Here is a 15,771-nt window from a genome sequence, read left to right as displayed (position 1 = left end):
CCGTCCAGTGTGGCTGTCCGCCGGTTGATCCCGGCACCGCCCCCGGGCAACGGCTGCCTGATGCCGCTGTCTGTCCCGCACCGGGTTTGATGGAGACATCGAAACCTGGGAGGAACACCAGCGATGCCTGCACCGAAGAAGTACAACGATGAGCTTCGTGAGCGTGCGACCCGGTTGGCGGTCGAGGCTCGCCGGGATCCGGCGTCGGCGGTCGGCGCGATCCGGGCTGGAAACTACGGCTGGGCCATCAGGGCCAGCACCTGCCGCACGTATGCCACCGCGACGGTTTCGGTGGTGGTGTCGTCCGGCACGCGTTCCGCCGTGAAGTCGAGCCGCACCAGGATGGATGCGCCGTCGTGGACGGCGCGCAGCCAGGTCTGCCTGCTCTGTATAGGTCCGGTGAAGGGAGACGGTGGGTCGGTGAGGTTGTCAATTGGGAGAATCCACACCCGCGCCGATCCATTCAACTCCGGTACGTCCCGCCAGTCGCCCCTTGCCTTGGGTCCCGGCCAGTTCCGCAGCTCATCGGCCTCCTGGTCAGGCCCCTCGAAAATCCTGGTGGTGACGTCAACCTTATATAGGGAGACGGGGTCCCGGTTGACAGCGCCGAGCGAGCAGCTCCTCATGGAACGGTCTGGCCTGTCGGGCTTGTTCCGCACTTTCGACTCACCGTTGCCGAGGTCGGTCAGGTGCTTGGGGTCAAGCTTCGCACACAGATCGTCGACCAGCCGGTACACGGGCGGTGTCGGCTCGGCTCCCGCCAGACCGGGACGGTCAGCGCAGGCGACAAGGCTGAGGGGAAGCACGAGCGCAGCGGCCCACACTCGAACTGCTGAGTTCATCACCAGCGGATCATGACACAACCACCACGGCCGCACCCCCGAGCTGCGCTGCCAATTGGGATCATCCCTGTGGTAGCGGTTAAGGCTATCGTGGCTGATCACGGCCCCGCGTGTGACCTCACCGATCCACTGTCGCCAGGAGCAACGGGCGCGGTAGTCCGCTTCGGTAAGGACCAGGTCGAGTGGCTGCGGTTCGGCTAGCCTCACGGTCTGGAATGTCACGTACCAGGTATTGCCGGACTGACCCGTCGGGGAGCTGAGCGAGCACCTCCGGCGGTGCCAGCTCGACCGGAAGCGGCCGAGTCTCGGTGTGCTTGGTCGGGTTGCATCGGTTGAACGGGCCGTATTCGGCGGTGAGCGCGGTGAGGTGCGGGTCGAGGTGGTCGCGCCACCAGATGCTCATGCCGGTCTGCGGGTCGTTGACCCGTAGCGTCTCCCATGCACGCCACAGCGCGTACAGGCGGGAGATCGCCTCGGGATGTGCCCACCATCGGGGGCACCAGTTCAGCCCGGAGTCCGGGCCGGAGGCGATGCGGCGCTCGACGACGTGGGCGAGGTAGTCCCCGATGAACGCTTCCACGTTGCGGTACACCGGGCTGGCCGGTTCCTCGGGCGGCGGCTCGGCGGCCGGCGGGGCGGGGTCGCCGGCGAGCTGACCGAGTAGTGCGCTGAGGCCGGCGACCGGGTTGTCGACAGGGCCGGGGCTGGGGGCCGGGGTGGTCATGTGATGGGCTCCGGCGGGGTGTCGGGGGTGAGGGTCCAGGCGGTTCGGCTGTCGGGGTCCCAGTGGGCGATCGAGGCGCGGATCGCCCCCGCGTGGGGGCTGTTCTGCCAGGGGGCGGTGCTCCCGCGACGCGAACGCGATCGAGGCCGCCGCCCGGATCGCCACGGCGTACCCGTACCAGCCACGGCCCACGGCCGCGCAGCTGGCCGCCGAGGGATTCGCCGCGCCCGCCGAAGACGGCCGCCATGTTGTCGTCGCTGCGGGTACTGCCTGGGGGCTCCGCGCTGGTCGGTGACGGGGTTGAGCTGGCGTTCCGCACCGATGGGGGCGAGCGGCGGGTTCCGCTGACCGATGCCTGGTCGGTGCCGTTGGAGTCGGCGCGGCCGGTACGCTCGTTCCCGTCGTACCGGCGGCAGCGGCACTTCCCAGGGCTGTGGTGCGCCTGGTGGGCGATGGCGGTGCGGGCGGCGTGGCCGAGGGCGATGTCGCCGCCGGCGGCGCGGGCGAGGACGCCGGCCCTGGCGGGCGTCGTCAACGCCGGGCTCCGCCCCGAGGGGGTAGTGCACCGACGTGACGGGTGCTACCGAAGTAGGATGCCGGTATGACTGAGTCGTTCCGCAAGTTGTCGATCTCCGTACCTCCGGACGTGGCCGAGACCCTGGAGAGTCAGGGCAAGGGGAAGGCAAGTGCCTATGTGACCGGGGCGGTGCGCGCTCAACGGGCATGGGAGGACTTCCGCGACGAGCAGGCCCGCCGGGGCGTCATCCTCACCGAGGAAGGGATGGCTGCTGCTCGTGCTCGCCGGTACGCGGTGCAGGCCGAGTGGACGCCCGAGCGGATCGGCGCCCTACGGCAGCAGGTGCGCGAGCACATGGAGAGCGAACTGTCCGGCGGCGACCAGCAGGCACCAGCCGCGTGAGCGCTGGAGGCCACGAGTGGCCTCCGATCACCCTGGTGCTGGACCGGTCGGCGGTGCTGGCGTACGTGGCCGGGTCGATCCACGCCGTCGAGCCGGTGGCAGAGGTCGTCACCGACCGGCAGCGGGTCGGCATCACCAGCGTCACCGTTGCCGAGGCCCTGGCGCTGCTGGCCGACCCGAAGGGCCGGGAGGACCTGCACGCGCTGCTGGGCATGGCCGCCTGCGCGGTGCTGCCGACCTGGGGTGAGGACTGGCTGGAACTGGCCTACTGGCGCGAGGTCACCAGCCGCGCCGATCTAGCCACCACGGTGAGGGCAGCACTGGAGCATCGAGCGTCGATCCTGACCAGCGAAGGCCACCGCTACGGCGATGGCCTACCCGTGATCCACATGCCTGGACAAGGTCCGTGACAGGCTCGTACGCCGACCTCGACCACGGCGCCTACTCACCAGCGAGCCGCACCTGGCTTCCTCGGTCATCCCCGCCGGCCAGGTACACGCCATTCCACCCGACGACGTCTGACCAGGGGCGGAACGAGGTATGACCCCGGCGGAGCGCAAGCGGTTCGAGGCATGGGAGAGGAACGCGTGATGAGCGAGGACGTGGTGCGGGCGGCCGAGGCGTTCGCCCGGGGCGAGGTCGAGTACGACGACACCGCCGTGGTGGAGCTACCGCCGGCGGCCGAGGTCGAGCCGATGGTGATGCGCGGGGTGCGCCTTCCCGTCGACTTGGACCAGCGGGTGCGTGCGGCCGCCGACGCGGCCGGCGTCAAGCCGTCCACCCTGATCCGGGAGTGGATCGAGGTCGGGTTGACCGAGCTGGAGAACGACCGGCCGGTGTCGCTGTCGGCGCTGCGCCGCGCGATCGCCCACGCCACCCAGGCAGGCCGCGCCGCCTGACAGAGCGGCGGCGCTCCCGACCTCGTCAGCTCCGGGCCAGGAGCCCTGCCCTTTCAGGCTCGCCACGCGCCGGGCAGCTACAAAGCCGCAGGTCCGGCGGTCGTCGCGTGCTATCGGATGCCGGTGCGGTACTTCATCGCGCCGATCTTGTTGCCGTACATGAAGAACAGGGCGGTGATGATCTGGACCTGGTCGCCTTCGTTCAGGTGTGACCAGGTCTCGTCGAGGTCTTCCGCCTGGAGATCGGTGGCGCTGCGGGTCCGCTGATTGAAGATCTGGCGGGCTGTCTCGTGCTGCTCGTCGGTGAACGTCAGCACCGGTACCAGCTTCCGCAGGTCGTACTGCTCCGGCAGGGGCAGTCTGACCAGCTCCTCCGGGTAGCGCGCGGACATGATCCGCATCGCCGTGTTGAGCAGGTGCACTGCCAGGAAGGACCCCATCCCCGTCTGGACCATCCCGAGGACCTCCTCGAACGAGGCGGCGTCGGAGACTCCGACGGGGGTGTCGATGCCGTTGTCCAGGCGTTCCATCGTCAGCGCGAAGTTCTCCAGCACGGTGTCGATGTCGTTGTCCAGGCGTTCCATCGTCAGCGCGAAGTTCTCCAGCACCTGGCCCGGATCGATGATCATCCTGTCGTTGCCGTCGAGGATGCTCGCCCGATGGTGGTGGCGGTCCATCAACTCGCCGATGGCGCGGTCGTCGTCGTCCGGCGGCGGCGGAGTGGGTTGACGGCGGCTGAACAGGCCCATGGCTGGCTCTCCCGAGGGGGTCGGTCAACGTAGAGGGTCACCGTACGCGCAGGGTGTGTCAACGCTCGGCTACGGCGGGTAGTACGGCGGCCGCTACCTGATGGCGCTGCTGGAGGCGGCGCTGACCGAGCCGCCGTACCCGGCCCGTCGCCGCGAGCGGCACGTTCAGGAGGTGGCGGCCGCGTGGCGGCGTGACGTCGTGGACCAGGCCGCCGCGACGGGTCGCAGCCCGCGACGCCGCCCGGGCGCAGTGGGCCGTCCGGGCTGGGCCCGGCGCCGGCCGTCACGCCGCCCGCTGCATCGCCGGCGACGTCGAGGAGTGGCCGCGCACACCCCGCAGCCCGGCGAGGGCTCTCCCCCGGGCGCCGCCCGCTAACCGGGGCGCCCCTTTCCCACCACCGGGCCAGGCTCAGCGAGTCGCGTGTGGGTGAATCGGCCGTGCCGAGGTCGGAGTCCGGACCGCGTGAGCGGCGCTGCGGCTACCTCCAGTGCCAGAAGGTGCTGGTCTACAGCGGTTTCGGCCGTCCGAAGGAGTTCTGCGCGCCGGATGACACGCGATGGCAGCCAGGCAACCGGACGTGCAAGGAGATGGCCGCCGCGGACCGGGCGGCGGAGCTGGCCACCGGGCTGGACACGCCGTTGACGGCGTGGCGGGCCACCGTCGCCGACCTGACGCCGGCGCTGACCGCCCTGGCGGCCCGGCTGGAGCCGGTCCTGCCGGCGGTACGCGACGTCGAGACCGGCGCCTTGGCCCGCATCGCCGAGGCCGAAACCGCGATGACGGCCGCCGTGCAACGCGCCCAGGCCGCCGAGACCGAGCGGGACCAGGCCCTCAACGCCGCCCACACCGCCGAGCGGGACCGCGCCCAGGCCCACACCGACCGGCACGCCGCGGTCGCCCGCGCCGCCCGGGACGTCGCCGACGCCCGCCAAGCCCAGGGCCGCGCCGAGGCCGAAGCCGAAGCCCGCGCCGCCACCGCCGCCCGGGAGACCGAACGCCGCCGCGCCCTCGAAGAACGCCACGAGGACCAGCGCGGGCAACTACGCGACGCCCGCGTTGAGATCAAGACCCTCACCGGCGAGCTGCGCGCGGGCGAGAAGGCCCTGCGGGCGGAGACCACCCGCGCCGAACGAGCCGAGGCCACCGCCGCCGAGAACGCCCGCCGTGACCTCGACGCCGAACGGGCCACCCTCGCCGAGGTCCGCCGCCAGGCCGAACAGCTACACACCGAGCGCCGCGCCGCCGAGCAGGCCGCCCAGGACGCCCGCGCCGACGCCATCCGACACGAGAACACCGCGGCGGCCGCCACCAACCGCGCCCAGACCGCCGAAGCCCGCGCCGACCGCCTGCAGACCCAACTCGACCAAGCCCGCCCGGAGGGTGGGAAGCGGTGAACGGCGACCTGGACGACCTGCTCTACGCTCGTTTTCGTGGGCGAGATCGTGGTGGTGCGCGATGGCTCGGGGCCGGAGGTCCTGCTGGTGCATGGCGGTGCCGGCCCGCGGACGACGTGGGGCGCTATCGCTCCGCTGGCCGCCCGGTGGACGCTGGGATACGTCCATCGCCGAGGCTATCCGCCGAGTCCCCCACCGCAGGAGCGCCAGGACTTCCAGGTGGACGCCCTGGATCTGGCACCGCTGCTCGTCGGCCGGCCGCACGTTGTCGCCCACTCCTACGGCGTTCTCGGGACGTTGATTGCGGCCGCTGCCGCGCCGGGCCGCGTGCGCTCGCTCACGTTGATCGAGCCACCGCTCAACTACCTTGTCCCTGACGATCTCGAGGTGGCGCGGCTTGGGCGCATCGGCGATGCGGTCCTCACTCACGGGATGGATGTGGACCCGACCGAGCTGCGCGAGTTCCTCCATCTCGCGGGCGCGCCCATCGGGGACGGACCGCTCCCCGAGGACGTGGTTGCCAGCGTTCGGCGGGCGCACGGTGGTCGGCCGACCAGTGAGGCGCACCCGCAGCTTGACACAATCCGGAACGCCGGAGTCCCAGTACTCGTCGCGTCCGGGGACCACGCAGCCGCGCTTGAGCGGATCTGCGACGCTCTCGCGGATGCGCTCGGTGGCACGCGCAGCGTGCATCCGGGCGCTGGTCACTTCGTCGCCGCAGCACCGGGCTTCGCCGAACAGCTGGAGACCTTCCTTCGCAAGAGCGTCACGTGGTGAAACCCTGCGCCCTCGCAGCCCGGTGAGCTGCGAGGATATGGATAGCTACCGCGTAGCAGCTATCAATGGCATTGCTGACGACGCTATCGGATAGCGATACGCGGTAGGACCGGCTGACCGCCATGGGACACGCCCGCCTCGAACCACCCAGGCGTACAACCTGCCCACCGACGCCGACCGCAAAGCCGCTATCAACAGCCCTTTTCACCGACGGCTAACGACGTCGACTGGCCGGATCGCGGCGCTGCTGCCAGCGCCGCACTTCCCTCGACAAGAAGAATGATCAACCAAGGGCTGCGGGATGATCAGCCAGGGTCACTACAAACCGACCCAGGTTAAAGATCAAGCTAGTACGGTGTGCATCCGACGTACCCGGCTCGCGCACATCAGCGTGTGCTCCTGGTCGACTGCGACCCGTCGCAGGGGCCGAACTGCAGGTGCGTAGCCTCTGGCTATGAACCGACGGGGGTGGAGCCGGGTCGTTGTCGCCGCGAGTGTGCTGGCTCTGGTGTCGCTTGCCTCGAACGTGACGACCTCGAGCCAGTTCGAAGGCAAGGCGGACATCTTGCTGGCCGGCCGGTTGACCGTAGGCCAGTTGGTCAACGCGGGGACGGTCTGGGCGGGGCTGGCAGTGGTGTCCGGGTGGCTCGTCCGACGCCCCGCGCCGGCTGCTGCCGCTGGGGTCGTCGCCTTGCTCACCGCTTGCGTCGTACACTACGGCGTGGGGATGGCCTTCGGCATGTTCGATCTGAACGTCTGGGCGGCCAACGTGCACTGGCTCCTGGCGGCGATGGTGGTGGGCGGACCGCTCGGCCTGATGGGCGCGACCGCTCGCCGGTTGGATCCGTGGGGGGTGGCGGCCCGCCTTGTCGTCCCCGTCGGAGCAGTGCTCGAGCCGTTCGTCGTCGGTCGGTTCACCACCCCCGCGATCCTGCCCTGGCCGACCCGGGTGGCCCACATCGTCAGTGGTCTGGTGCTGTTGACGGCCGGAGTGGTGGGCTGCCTTCGAGTCCTTGCCGCTGGCAGGCGGCGGCCAGCAGTACATGAGCGGCGGGCTACTGCCGAATCTTGAGGCACCGTCCCTGTGGGCCCGGGACTTCCCGATAGAGGTTCAGTGGCGGCGAGGCGGGCGGGTCAGGTTACGCCGGCGGGCGTTGCGGCTGGATCGCCGACGGGGCACCTGTGCACGGGGTGCCGGGTGCAGCATCCCGTTCCGGGACCTGATGTGCCGGCATCGGAGTCCGGGGTTCGACGGGTGTCGCTAGCCGAGGTCGACGATCAGTGGCCGGTGGTCGGAGATGGTCGACAGGGGGGTGCGTACAGCGGTGACCGGCGGGAGCAACGCGAGGCCGTGGCGGTCGGCGAGGATGTGGTCGAGTTGGACGCGGGGTTGGCCTGCCGGGTAGGTGGGGCGGCGGCCTAGCGGGCACCAGCCGGTGAGTAGCCGGGCAGCGCCGGCGGGCAGGTTGAGGTCACCGAGGAGGATCCGCGGCGCCGGCAGGGTGCGCAGCGCGCGGACGGTCTGCCGGAGTTGGTAGGCGTTCCAGCCGGGCACGAACGACAGGTGGGTGGCGGCGACGGTGAGCGGGCCGTGGGGGGTGGTGAGCACGGCGGCGAGCACGACGCGGGGTTCGTCGCGTAGCAGGATGAGCCCGCCGCCGGGGCCGGGCACGTAGACGGGTGAGCGGACGGGTGCGGGCTTCAAACGGGTAACCCGCCAGGTGGTGACGGGGTGTCGGGTGACCAGTCCGACGCCGTAGCGGGGTTCTCCGTGGCCGTCGTCGTCGTGGGTGAGCGGGCGGAACTGTTCGCCGGGGGTGCCGACGACGGCGGCGGCGAAGTGGTGCTCGGGGGCGTGGAGGGCGCGGGCGGCGATGGCGGTCAGGTCGAGCTTGCCGCTGCGGCTCTGGTCGCGGTCGACCTCCTGCAGGGCGAGGATGTCGGCGTCGAGTGCGCTGACGGCGGCGGTGAGCCGGTCGGGGTCGACGAGCCCGTCGGTGAGGGACCGGCCGTGTAGGAGGTTGAAGGTGACCAGGCGCACTGTGTCACTGTATGCCGCCGTGGCACGGTTGCCGGGTGCTCGGGGTGCTGTTGTGTTCGTGGCGGTCGGCGCCGCGGGGGTGTGGTTGCGGCAGCGTCGGGGTCGGTGATCCGCGTGCGGCGACGCGCCGGTCGTGAGGCTTGCCACAGCCGGTCCGTGTCGGCGGGCCGGGGTGGGCAGAATGACCGCCCGTGGACCTGGACCCGGTGGCACTGACCACGTTACTCGCCGTTGCCGCGCTTGCTGGCTGGGTGGACGCGGTTGTTGGCGGTGGTGGTCTGCTGTTGCTGCCGGCGCTGCTGCTGGGGGCGCCGGGAATGCCGGTGGCGACGGCGTTGGGCACGAACAAGCTGGCGGCGATCGCGGGCACGTCGACCGCGGCGGTGACCTATGCGCGGCGGACCAAGCTGGACTGGGCGGTGGCCGGTCCGGCGGCGGGTCTGGCGGTGTTGTGCGCGGGGCTGGGCGCGGTGTTGGCCGGGGCGGTGCCGCCGGCGGCGTACCGGCCGGTGGTGCTGGTGGTGCTGCTGGCGGTGGCGGTGTTCGTGGTGGCCCGGCCACGGCTGGGGGTAGTGGCGCAGCCGCAGCGGCGCACCCGGGTCCGGATGGTGGCAGCGGTCGCGGTGGCCGGGGTGGGCGTCGCCCTGTACGACGGGTTGATCGGGCCGGGCACGGGCACCTTCCTGGTGCTGGCGTTCACCGCGCTGGTGGGCGCGGACTTCGTGCACGGGTCGGCGATGGCGAAGGTGGTCAACGCGGGCACGAATCTGGGTGCGCTGGTGGTGTTCGCCGCGATCGGGCACGTGTGGTGGCTGCTGGGGGCCGCGATGGCGGTGTGCAACGTCGCGGGGGCGATGCTCGGGGCGCGGATGGCGTTGCGTCGCGGGTCCGGGTTCGTGCGGCTGGTGCTGCTGGTGGTGGTGCTGGCGTTGGTCGTCAGGCTCGGCTATGACCAGTGGGTGGGCTGACCCCGCCGCGGACTGCCGGATCCGGCCCGGGGTGATCATGCTGTGCCACGGGGGGCGGTGCCGGCGACGCTGCCGGGGCTCGCGGCGCGGGAGTTCCCGCTGACCGCACGGTGGGTGCGGTGGCTGGTACCGCGTCCGCTACCGGCGGGGTGAGTCGAAGCGGCCGGCGCGGATCTCCCGCAGCGCTCGACGGCGGGTTTCGCCGCGCAGTGTGTCGACGTAGAGGCGCCCGACGAGGTGGTCCGTCTCGTGTTGCAGGGCGCGGGCGAGGAATCCGGAGCCGGCGACGGTCAGCGGTTCGCCGTGCTGGTCGAAGCCGTGAGCGGTGGCGTGCATCGCCCGTGGGGTCGGGAAGTACAGACCGGGGATGGACAGGCAGCCCTCGTCGTCGTGCTGCTGCTCGTCGGACAGCTTCAGGGTGGGGTTGACCAGGTGGCCGCGGTGCCCGTCGGCGTCGTAGACGAACACCTGCGCGCTGACGCCGATTTGCGGGGCGGCTACGCCGGCCCGGCCGGGCGCACCGAGCAGGGTGTCCATCAGGTCGGCGACCAGTGCGCGCAGCTCGGCGTCGAAGCTGGTCACCGGTTCGGTGGGGGTCCGCAGTACCGGGTCGCCGATGATCCGGATTGGGCGCATCGTCATGCCGGCAAGATTATCTTGGCCTGTCCGGTGCCGGTGGTCACGCTGTCGGTTCCGCTGGTGGCTTCGCGTCTGGCCGCCGGTACGTCGCGGGGCGGGACGCCGGTCAGCCAGCGGCCAGGGTGGCGCGGACCGGGGCCGACTTCGCGGCGGCTTCGGCGACCTCGGCATCCGGGTCGCTGTCCCAGGTGATCCCGCCGCCGGCCCACAGGTGCAGCCGGTCGGCGTCGGCCGCGACGGTGCGGATGGTCAGGCCGAGGTTGACCCGGCCGGGGGCGACCCAGCCGAGTGCGCCCATGCTGGCGCCGCGGCCGACGGGCTCCAGGGCGGCGATCTGCTTCAGGGCGGCGAGCTTCGGCGCGCCGGTGACGGACCCGCCGGGGCACACGGCGCGGAGCAGGTCGGCCAAACCGAGCCCGTCGCCGATGGTGGCCGACACGGTGGATTCGGCCTGCCACAGGTCGCACCAGCGGCGTACGGCGAACAGCTCGTCGACGCGGACGCTGCCGGTGCGGGCGACGCGGGCCAGGTCGTTGCGCTTGAGGTCGACGATCATGACGTGTTCGGCGCGTTCCTTGGCCGAGGCGAGCAGTTCGGTCCGGCCGGTGGGGGTGGCCGGTCGGGTGCCCTTGATCGGTCGGGTGAGTACCCGCCCGCCGGTGACCTCGACCAGCGTCTCCGGGGAGGCGCAGCCGATGGCCCAGCCGGGGCCGGAGAGGGTGCCGCCGTAGCGGGCGCCGGGCAGCGTCCCGAGGCGCGCGAGGACCGGCAGCGGGTCACCGGTGTAGGGGGCGGCGGCGTGCCCGACGAGGTTGACCTGGTAGACGTCGCCGCGTCCGATGGCGGTCTGCACGGCGCGCACGGCGTCGGCGTGCTGACGTTCGGTCCAGCTCTCCGTCCAGGCGTCCAGCCTCCAGTCGGTGGCGGGCCGGCGGGTCGGTGCGGGCGCGGCGGTGTGGCCGTAGACGACGACGGCGACCTCGGGCAGCGTCGTCGCGGGGTTCGCCGCGCCGGCGGCGCGGCGAACCCCGCCGGCGGTGATGGCCGCGCCGGCGGCGGCGGAGACGTACAGGGCGGCTCCGCACACACCGGTGGGGGTGTGGCCGCCGACCGGGCGGGTGAGGTCGGCGGCGGCCAGGCCGTGTGCGGCGAGGAACTCCTGGGCGTGTGCGGCGGGGTCGCCGCCGTCGGCGGGCCGCCATTCCCAGCGGGCCAATTCGGTGAGGCTACGGCGGCAGCCGGCCGGCGCCCCGGGGGGCGTGTCGACCATCCCCCGCGGGAGCGCTCTCATGACGTCTGGTCCAAGCCGTCTCGTCCGTTCAGTGGATTCCACACGCCGCACCCGTGAACCTGCTCGATACCGGTCGCTTTCGCTTGGTACTGTGCGTCACTGGTCATGTGAACCATGACACAGTGCCCCCACAGTCCGGAGAAACCCGATGTGCCAGCACCGACCCACCTGCCCCTCCGCCGAAGCGACCGACCGGGACGCCGCCAGAGTCATCGCCTGCTTCCCTGAGCAGGGCTGGAGCCTGCTCTGCAACGGAGTCATCCTATTCGAGGACACCGGCGAGCTGCTCCCGGACGGGCGCACGATCGCCCCGCACCGTGGCCCGGCCCGCCACGCCCTCGTCGCCTGACCAACCACTACGCGTCACTTTCCTGTCCACGTCGGCCCCAGGCTGGTTCCGCCCGGTCCAGGACCTGCCCAGCGGAGTCGACGGCACCCGTGTCAGTTCTCGAACGCCTCCGGTGCCAAGCATGAACAGACCAGGTTCCGGTCCCCGTACGCGCCGTCGATGCGCCGCACCGGCGGCCAGTACTTCCCCGCCCGGTCGACGGCGCCGGGGTAGGCGCCCACCGACCGCGGGTACCGGTGCGGCCACTCGTCACCCGACACCATCGCCGCCGTGTGCGGCGCGTTGACCAGCGGGTTGTCGTCAGCGGGCCACTCCCCTGACCGCACCTTGTCGATCTCCGCCCGGATCGCGATCATCGCGTCACAGAACCGGTCCAGCTCGGCCAGGTCCTCACTCTCGGTCGGCTCCACCATCAGCGTGCCCGCCACCGGAAAGGACATCGTCGGCGCGTGGAAGCCGTAGTCGACCAGCCGCTTCGCCACGTCGTCGACGTTCACCCCGGTCGCCTTCGTCAACGGCCGCAGGTCGAGGATGCACTCGTGGGCCACCAGGCCCTTGTTACCCGCGTACAGCACCGGGAAGTGACCGCGCAGCCGCGCCGCCACGTAGTTCGCCGCGAGCACCGCCACCCCGGTGGCCCGGGCCAGCCCGGACGCGCCCATCATCCGCAGGTACGCCCACGGGATCGGCAGGATTCCCGCCGACCCGTACGGCGCCGCGGAGATCGCCGGCGCGCCGTCTCCGGCGGCGAGCGGGTCGCCGGGGAGGAAGGGCGCCAGGTGTGCCCGCACGGCCACCGGGCCCACGCCGGGCCCGCCGCCGCCGTGCGGAATGCAGAACGTCTTGTGCAGGTTCAGGTGTGACACGTCCGCCCCGAACCTCCCCGGCTTGGCGAACCCGACCAGCGCGTTGAGGTTCGCGCCGTCGACATACACCTGTCCGCCCGCGTCGTGGATCTTCGCGCACAGCGACGCGATGCCCGTCTCGTACACGCCGTGCGTCGACGGGTACGTCACCATGATCCCGGCGAGCGCGTCCCGATGCTTGTCGATCTTCGCGTCCAGATCGATCAGGTCGATGTTGCCGCCGGCGTCGCAGCCGACCACGACCACCCGCATCCCCGCCATCACCGCGGAGGCGGCGTTGGTGCCGTGCGCCGACGACGGGATCAGGCACACGTCCCGGTGCCCCTCGCCGCGGTCGCGGTGCCACGCCCGGATCGCCAGCAGCCCCGCCAGTTCCCCCTGCGAGCCGGCGTTGGGCTGGACGCTGACCGCGTCGTAACCGGTCACCTCGGCCAGCCAACCCTCCAACTGGGCGATCATCTCCCGGTAGCCGGTGGTCTGGGTGGCCGGTGCGAACGGGTGAATGTGCGCGAACTCCGCCCAGCTCACCGGCTCCATCTCCGTGGTGGCGTTGAGCTTCATCGTGCACGAGCCCAGCGGGATCATGCCCCGGTCCAGGGCGTAGTCGAAGCCGGCCAACCGCCGCAGGTAGCGCAGCATCGCCGTCTCGGAGCGGTGGCTGTGGAACACCGGGTGGGTGAGCGTCTGCGACGTGCGGGCCAGCCCGGCGGGCAGGTGGGAGCCGACCGCCCCGTCGAACGCCGGCACCCCGAACGCCGCCCACACCACCTGCACGTGCGCATCCGTGGTGGTCTCGTCGCAGGAGATCCCCACCCGGTCGGCGTCGACCAGCCGCAGGTTGACGTTGTCCGCCGCCGCCGCGGCCACCACCTCGGCGGCCCGGCCGGGTACGGTCGCGGTCACGGTGTCGAAGAACGCCACGTCCGCGACCACCACGCCGCCGGCGCGCAGCCCGGCCGCGAGCCGCGCCGCCATCTCGTGCGTACGAGTCGCGATCGCCCGCAGCCCGGCCGGGCCGTGGTAGACGGCGTACATGCCGGCCATCACCGCGAGCAGCACCTGCGCGGTGCAGATGTTGCTGGTCGCCTTCTCCCGCCGGATGTGCTGCTCGCGGGTCTGCAGCGCCAGTCGGTACGCCGGGTTGCCGTCGGCGTCCCTGGACACGCCGACCAGCCGGCCGGGCAGCATCCGCTCCAGCCCCGCCCGCACCGCCAGGTAGCCGGCGTGCGGCCCCCCGAACCCCATGGGGACGCCGAACCGCTGGGTGGTGCCGGCGGCGATGTCCACGCCCATCTCGCCGGGCGGACGCAGCAGGGTCAGCGCCAGCAGGTCCGCTGCCACGGTCACCAGCGCACCGGCGGTGTGGGCGGCCCCGACCAGACCCGCGTGGTCGCGGACCGCCCCGGACGCGCCCGGATACTGTAGGTGCAGGCCGAAGAACTCCGCCGGCAGCTCCTCGACGTCGAGGTCGAGCACCCGCACGTCGATGCCGAGCGGCTCCGCCCGACCCCTGATCACCGCGACGGTCTGCGGCAGGGTGTCCGCGTCGACCACGTACACACTGCTCCTACTCCTGGACGCGCGGCGGGCCAGAGTCATCGCCTCGGCCGCCGCGGTGCCTTCGTCGAGCATCGAGGCGTTCGCGGTGGCCAGGCCGGTCAAATCGGTCACCATGGTCTGGAAGTTCAGCAGCGCCTCGAGACGGCCCTGGCTGATCTCCGGCTGATACGGGGTGTACGCCGTGTACCAGGCCGGGTTCTCCAGCACGTTGCGGCGGATCACCGCCGGCGTGTGGGTGCCGTGGTAGCCGAGCCCGATCATGGACACGGCGACGGTGTTGCGGGCGGCCAGGGCGCGCAGCTCGGTGAGCGCGTCGTGCTCGGTGGCGGGCTCCGGCAGGTCGAGGGTGCCCTGCCAGCGGATCACCTCGGGGATCGCCGCGTCCATCAGCTCGTCGATCGTGCCGTGGCCGACGACGTCCAGCATCCGGCGTTCGTCGTCCGGGTCGGGGCCGACGTGGCGGGCGGCGAACTGCTCTGCGGTCATGGACTGCGCTCCCGGGGCGAGGTCGACAGGTCGGCCTCCCCCTCTGTCACGCCCACGGACGCTCCACAGTGCCTGCCCACGCGGTCCTTTTGCCTGAGAGGTTCCGGGGAGGATTTGCCCCTTCGGCGCCGTCCGGATGGTTTCCGGGGGTCTCTCCCACGTGGGTGCTACCGGCGCGGCCAACGCTACCAGCGCCGGGGTTTCCCGCGGCTGCCGTGTCCCCCGCAGCGGGATCGGCACGACCCGCGGGCACCTGGTGCCCGACGCTGCCAACCACCCGTCGAGGATCAACGCGCGAGCGGCTCCACGGCCGTAAGTGTCGCGCCCACGCCGGCGCCGCCCGACCGGTCGGCGTCCAGCCGGTCGGCCAACGCCGACAGCAGCCCACCCAGCGGCGCATCCAGCCGCAACGTCGCGTAGCCGTCGCCGCGGGTGGGGCCCTGGTTGACGATCGCCACCGGGATGCCCAGCTTCGCCGCCCGCAGCACGAACCGCCGCCCCGACATCACCGTCAACGACGACCCCAGCACCAGCAGCAGCCGGGCCGACTCCACCATCGCGAAACAACGGGTCACCCGCCCCGCGGGCACCGTCTCGCCGAAGAACACGACGTCCGGCTTGAGCATGCCGTAACGGCACACCGCGCAGTCGACCGTCTGGAACCCGGCCACCGCCGCGTCGGCGAGATCCACGTCCCCGTCCGGGTTGGTCGCGGCTATCGGCCCGTCGAAGCCCGGATTGGCCTCCGACAGCCGTCGGTCCAACTCCTCCCGGGAGGTGCCGTCACCGCAGTCCAGACACACCACGTCGGCCAGGCGGCCGTGCAGCTCCAGCACACCGCTGCTGCCCGCCGACGTGTGCAGCCCGTCGACGTTCTGCGTGATGACCCCATCGACCAACCCGGCGCGTTGCAACCGGGCCACCGCGCGGTGGCCGTCGTTCGGGGCCGCCCGGGCGACGTTCCGCCACCCCAGGTGACTGCGCGCCCAGTAGCGCCGCCGCGCCTGCGCGTCTCGGGTGAACATCTGGTACGTCATCGGCGTGCGCCGCCGGGCCGGGCCGCTGGGCCCACGATAGTCCGGAATATCCGACTCGGTGGACAGGCCCGCACCGCTGAGCACCACCACCCCACCGCCGCCGACCAGCCGCGCCAGCTCCTCGATCCGTTCGCTCACCCCACCAATGCTGCCGCACCCCACAACCACCGCCCACCACGAGGAACGACACCATCGCCGTCCCGGTCGCCCCGACCACGGTTGATCATGC

At 71.8% G+C, this 15,771-nt stretch carries 18 protein-coding genes and 1 riboswitch; of the genes, 10 read left to right on the top strand and 8 right to left on the bottom strand.

Going from position 1 to position 15,771, the window contains the following annotated elements:
• Positions 1-233 precede the first annotated feature (233 nt).
• Positions 234-944: a hypothetical protein gene (locus QTQ03_RS05850; protein ID WP_289277081.1), complete on the bottom strand. Its 711-nt coding sequence runs from the start codon at positions 942-944 to the stop codon at positions 234-236.
• A 16-nt stretch (positions 945-960) separates the two neighbouring features.
• Positions 961-1,566 carry a DUF4913 domain-containing protein gene (locus tag QTQ03_RS05845; protein ID WP_289277080.1) on the bottom strand — a complete coding sequence of 202 codons (606 nt, stop codon included), beginning with the start codon at positions 1,564-1,566 and terminating at the stop codon, positions 961-963.
• A gap of 245 nt (positions 1,567-1,811) precedes the next feature.
• On the opposite strand from QTQ03_RS05845, the gene QTQ03_RS05840 reads away from it, so the two are divergent.
• The 4 genes from QTQ03_RS05840 to QTQ03_RS05825 all read left to right on the top strand — a co-directional run bounded on the left by QTQ03_RS05840 (position 1,812) and on the right by QTQ03_RS05825 (position 3,384).
• The gene (locus tag QTQ03_RS05840) at positions 1,812-2,171 is read left to right on the top strand and encodes a hypothetical protein (RefSeq protein ID WP_289277079.1); all 360 of its coding nucleotides are present in this window, start codon (positions 1,812-1,814) and stop codon (positions 2,169-2,171) included.
• Complete coding sequence (locus tag QTQ03_RS05835; protein ID WP_289277078.1) at positions 2,168-2,485, top strand: hypothetical protein; 318 nt, start codon at positions 2,168-2,170, stop codon at positions 2,483-2,485. Before QTQ03_RS05840 ends, QTQ03_RS05835 begins: the two co-directional genes overlap by 4 nt.
• Positions 2,482-2,895 carry a PIN domain-containing protein gene (locus QTQ03_RS05830; protein WP_289277077.1) on the top strand — a complete coding sequence of 138 codons (414 nt, stop codon included), beginning with the start codon at positions 2,482-2,484 and terminating at the stop codon, positions 2,893-2,895. Before QTQ03_RS05835 ends, QTQ03_RS05830 begins: the two co-directional genes overlap by 4 nt.
• 180 nt (positions 2,896-3,075) lie before the next feature.
• Positions 3,076-3,384 (top strand): YlcI/YnfO family protein, encoded by a 309-nt coding sequence (locus tag QTQ03_RS05825; RefSeq protein WP_289277076.1) that lies wholly within the window; start codon positions 3,076-3,078, stop codon positions 3,382-3,384.
• A 110-nt stretch (positions 3,385-3,494) separates the two neighbouring features.
• On the opposite strand, the gene QTQ03_RS05820 is transcribed toward QTQ03_RS05825, so the two are convergent.
• Positions 3,495-4,133 (bottom strand): hypothetical protein, encoded by a 639-nt coding sequence (locus tag QTQ03_RS05820; protein WP_289277075.1) that lies wholly within the window; start codon positions 4,131-4,133, stop codon positions 3,495-3,497.
• Positions 4,134-4,233: 100 nt separating this feature from the next.
• On the opposite strand from QTQ03_RS05820, the gene QTQ03_RS05815 reads away from it, so the two are divergent.
• The 4 genes from QTQ03_RS05815 (at position 4,234) to QTQ03_RS05800 (ending at position 7,377) form a co-directional block, all read left to right on the top strand.
• Positions 4,234-4,509, top strand: coding sequence for a hypothetical protein (locus QTQ03_RS05815; protein WP_289277074.1), 276 nt, complete (start codon positions 4,234-4,236; stop codon positions 4,507-4,509).
• Positions 4,510-4,571: 62 nt separating this feature from the next.
• Complete coding sequence (locus QTQ03_RS05810) at positions 4,572-5,528, top strand: coiled-coil domain-containing protein (RefSeq protein WP_289277073.1); 957 nt, start codon at positions 4,572-4,574, stop codon at positions 5,526-5,528.
• 36 nt (positions 5,529-5,564) lie between these two features.
• On the top strand, positions 5,565-6,305 hold the full coding sequence (locus QTQ03_RS05805) for an alpha/beta fold hydrolase (protein ID WP_289277072.1): 741 nt from the start codon (positions 5,565-5,567) through the stop codon (positions 6,303-6,305).
• A 454-nt stretch (positions 6,306-6,759) separates the two neighbouring features.
• Entirely contained in the window at positions 6,760-7,377 is a 618-nt protein-coding gene (locus tag QTQ03_RS05800; RefSeq protein ID WP_289277071.1) for a hypothetical protein, read from the top strand.
• Positions 7,378-7,566: 189 nt separating this feature from the next.
• Here the strand turns inward: QTQ03_RS05800 and QTQ03_RS05795 are convergent, their stop codons facing one another.
• The gene (locus QTQ03_RS05795; RefSeq protein ID WP_289277070.1) at positions 7,567-8,346 is read right to left on the bottom strand and encodes an endonuclease/exonuclease/phosphatase family protein; all 780 of its coding nucleotides are present in this window, start codon (positions 8,344-8,346) and stop codon (positions 7,567-7,569) included.
• A gap of 191 nt (positions 8,347-8,537) precedes the next feature.
• Here QTQ03_RS05795 and QTQ03_RS05790 point away from each other — a divergent pair, with 191 nt between their 5' ends.
• Entirely contained in the window at positions 8,538-9,314 is a 777-nt protein-coding gene (locus tag QTQ03_RS05790) for a TSUP family transporter (protein ID WP_289277069.1), read from the top strand.
• Between the two features lie 138 nt (positions 9,315-9,452).
• Here QTQ03_RS05790 and def read toward each other — a convergent pair whose 3' ends face one another.
• Together def and QTQ03_RS05780 are read right to left on the bottom strand one after the other, a co-directional pair.
• Positions 9,453-9,956: a peptide deformylase gene (gene def / locus QTQ03_RS05785; RefSeq protein ID WP_289277068.1), complete on the bottom strand. Its 504-nt coding sequence runs from the start codon at positions 9,954-9,956 to the stop codon at positions 9,453-9,455.
• Positions 9,957-10,059: 103 nt separating this feature from the next.
• Positions 10,060-11,295, bottom strand: a complete 1,236-nt coding sequence (locus tag QTQ03_RS05780; protein WP_289277067.1) for a chorismate-binding protein — start codon at positions 11,293-11,295, stop codon at positions 10,060-10,062.
• Positions 11,296-11,392: 97 nt separating this feature from the next.
• Here QTQ03_RS05780 and QTQ03_RS05775 point away from each other — a divergent pair, with 97 nt between their 5' ends.
• Positions 11,393-11,593, top strand: coding sequence for a DUF5999 family protein (locus tag QTQ03_RS05775; protein ID WP_289277066.1), 201 nt, complete (start codon positions 11,393-11,395; stop codon positions 11,591-11,593).
• 92 nt (positions 11,594-11,685) lie between these two features.
• On the opposite strand, the gene gcvP is transcribed toward QTQ03_RS05775, so the two are convergent.
• Entirely contained in the window at positions 11,686-14,505 is a 2,820-nt protein-coding gene (gene gcvP, locus QTQ03_RS05770; RefSeq protein ID WP_289277065.1) for an aminomethyl-transferring glycine dehydrogenase, read from the bottom strand.
• Between the two features lie 71 nt (positions 14,506-14,576).
• Positions 14,577-14,674, bottom strand: a riboswitch (glycine riboswitch).
• Between the two features lie 118 nt (positions 14,675-14,792).
• On the bottom strand, positions 14,793-15,689 hold the full coding sequence (locus QTQ03_RS05765; protein ID WP_289280697.1) for an NAD-dependent protein deacetylase: 897 nt from the start codon (positions 15,687-15,689) through the stop codon (positions 14,793-14,795).
• Positions 15,690-15,771 lie beyond the last annotated feature (82 nt).

Source organism: Micromonospora sp. WMMA1363 (assembly GCF_030345795.1).
Lineage (GTDB): Bacteria > Actinomycetota > Actinomycetes > Mycobacteriales > Micromonosporaceae > Micromonospora.
Note: the sequence above shows the minus strand (reverse complement) of the source record. Positions and strands in the feature narration are given on the sequence as shown.

What these genes read in the sequence shown, in the direction of transcription:
- QTQ03_RS05800 (WP_289277071.1), top strand. Translation starts at nt 6,760, where the DNA reads ATGAACCGACGGGGGTGGAGCCGGGTCGTTGTCGCCGCGAGTGTGCTG.
- QTQ03_RS05840 (WP_289277079.1), top strand. Translation starts at nt 1,812, where the DNA reads ATGTTGTCGTCGCTGCGGGTACTGCCTGGGGGCTCCGCGCTGGTCGGT.
- QTQ03_RS05825 (WP_289277076.1), top strand. Translation starts at nt 3,076, where the DNA reads ATGAGCGAGGACGTGGTGCGGGCGGCCGAGGCGTTCGCCCGGGGCGAG.
- QTQ03_RS05820 (WP_289277075.1), bottom strand. Translation starts at nt 4,133, where the DNA reads ATGGGCCTGTTCAGCCGCCGTCAACCCACTCCGCCGCCGCCGGACGAC.
- def (WP_289277068.1), bottom strand. Translation starts at nt 9,956, where the DNA reads ATGACGATGCGCCCAATCCGGATCATCGGCGACCCGGTACTGCGGACC.
- QTQ03_RS05775 (WP_289277066.1), top strand. Translation starts at nt 11,393, where the DNA reads ATGTGCCAGCACCGACCCACCTGCCCCTCCGCCGAAGCGACCGACCGG.
- gcvP (WP_289277065.1), bottom strand. Translation starts at nt 14,505, where the DNA reads ATGACCGCAGAGCAGTTCGCCGCCCGCCACGTCGGCCCCGACCCGGAC.
- QTQ03_RS05835 (WP_289277078.1), top strand. Translation starts at nt 2,168, where the DNA reads ATGACTGAGTCGTTCCGCAAGTTGTCGATCTCCGTACCTCCGGACGTG.
- QTQ03_RS05815 (WP_289277074.1), top strand. Translation starts at nt 4,234, where the DNA reads ATGGCGCTGCTGGAGGCGGCGCTGACCGAGCCGCCGTACCCGGCCCGT.
- QTQ03_RS05845 (WP_289277080.1), bottom strand. Translation starts at nt 1,566, where the DNA reads ATGACCACCCCGGCCCCCAGCCCCGGCCCTGTCGACAACCCGGTCGCC.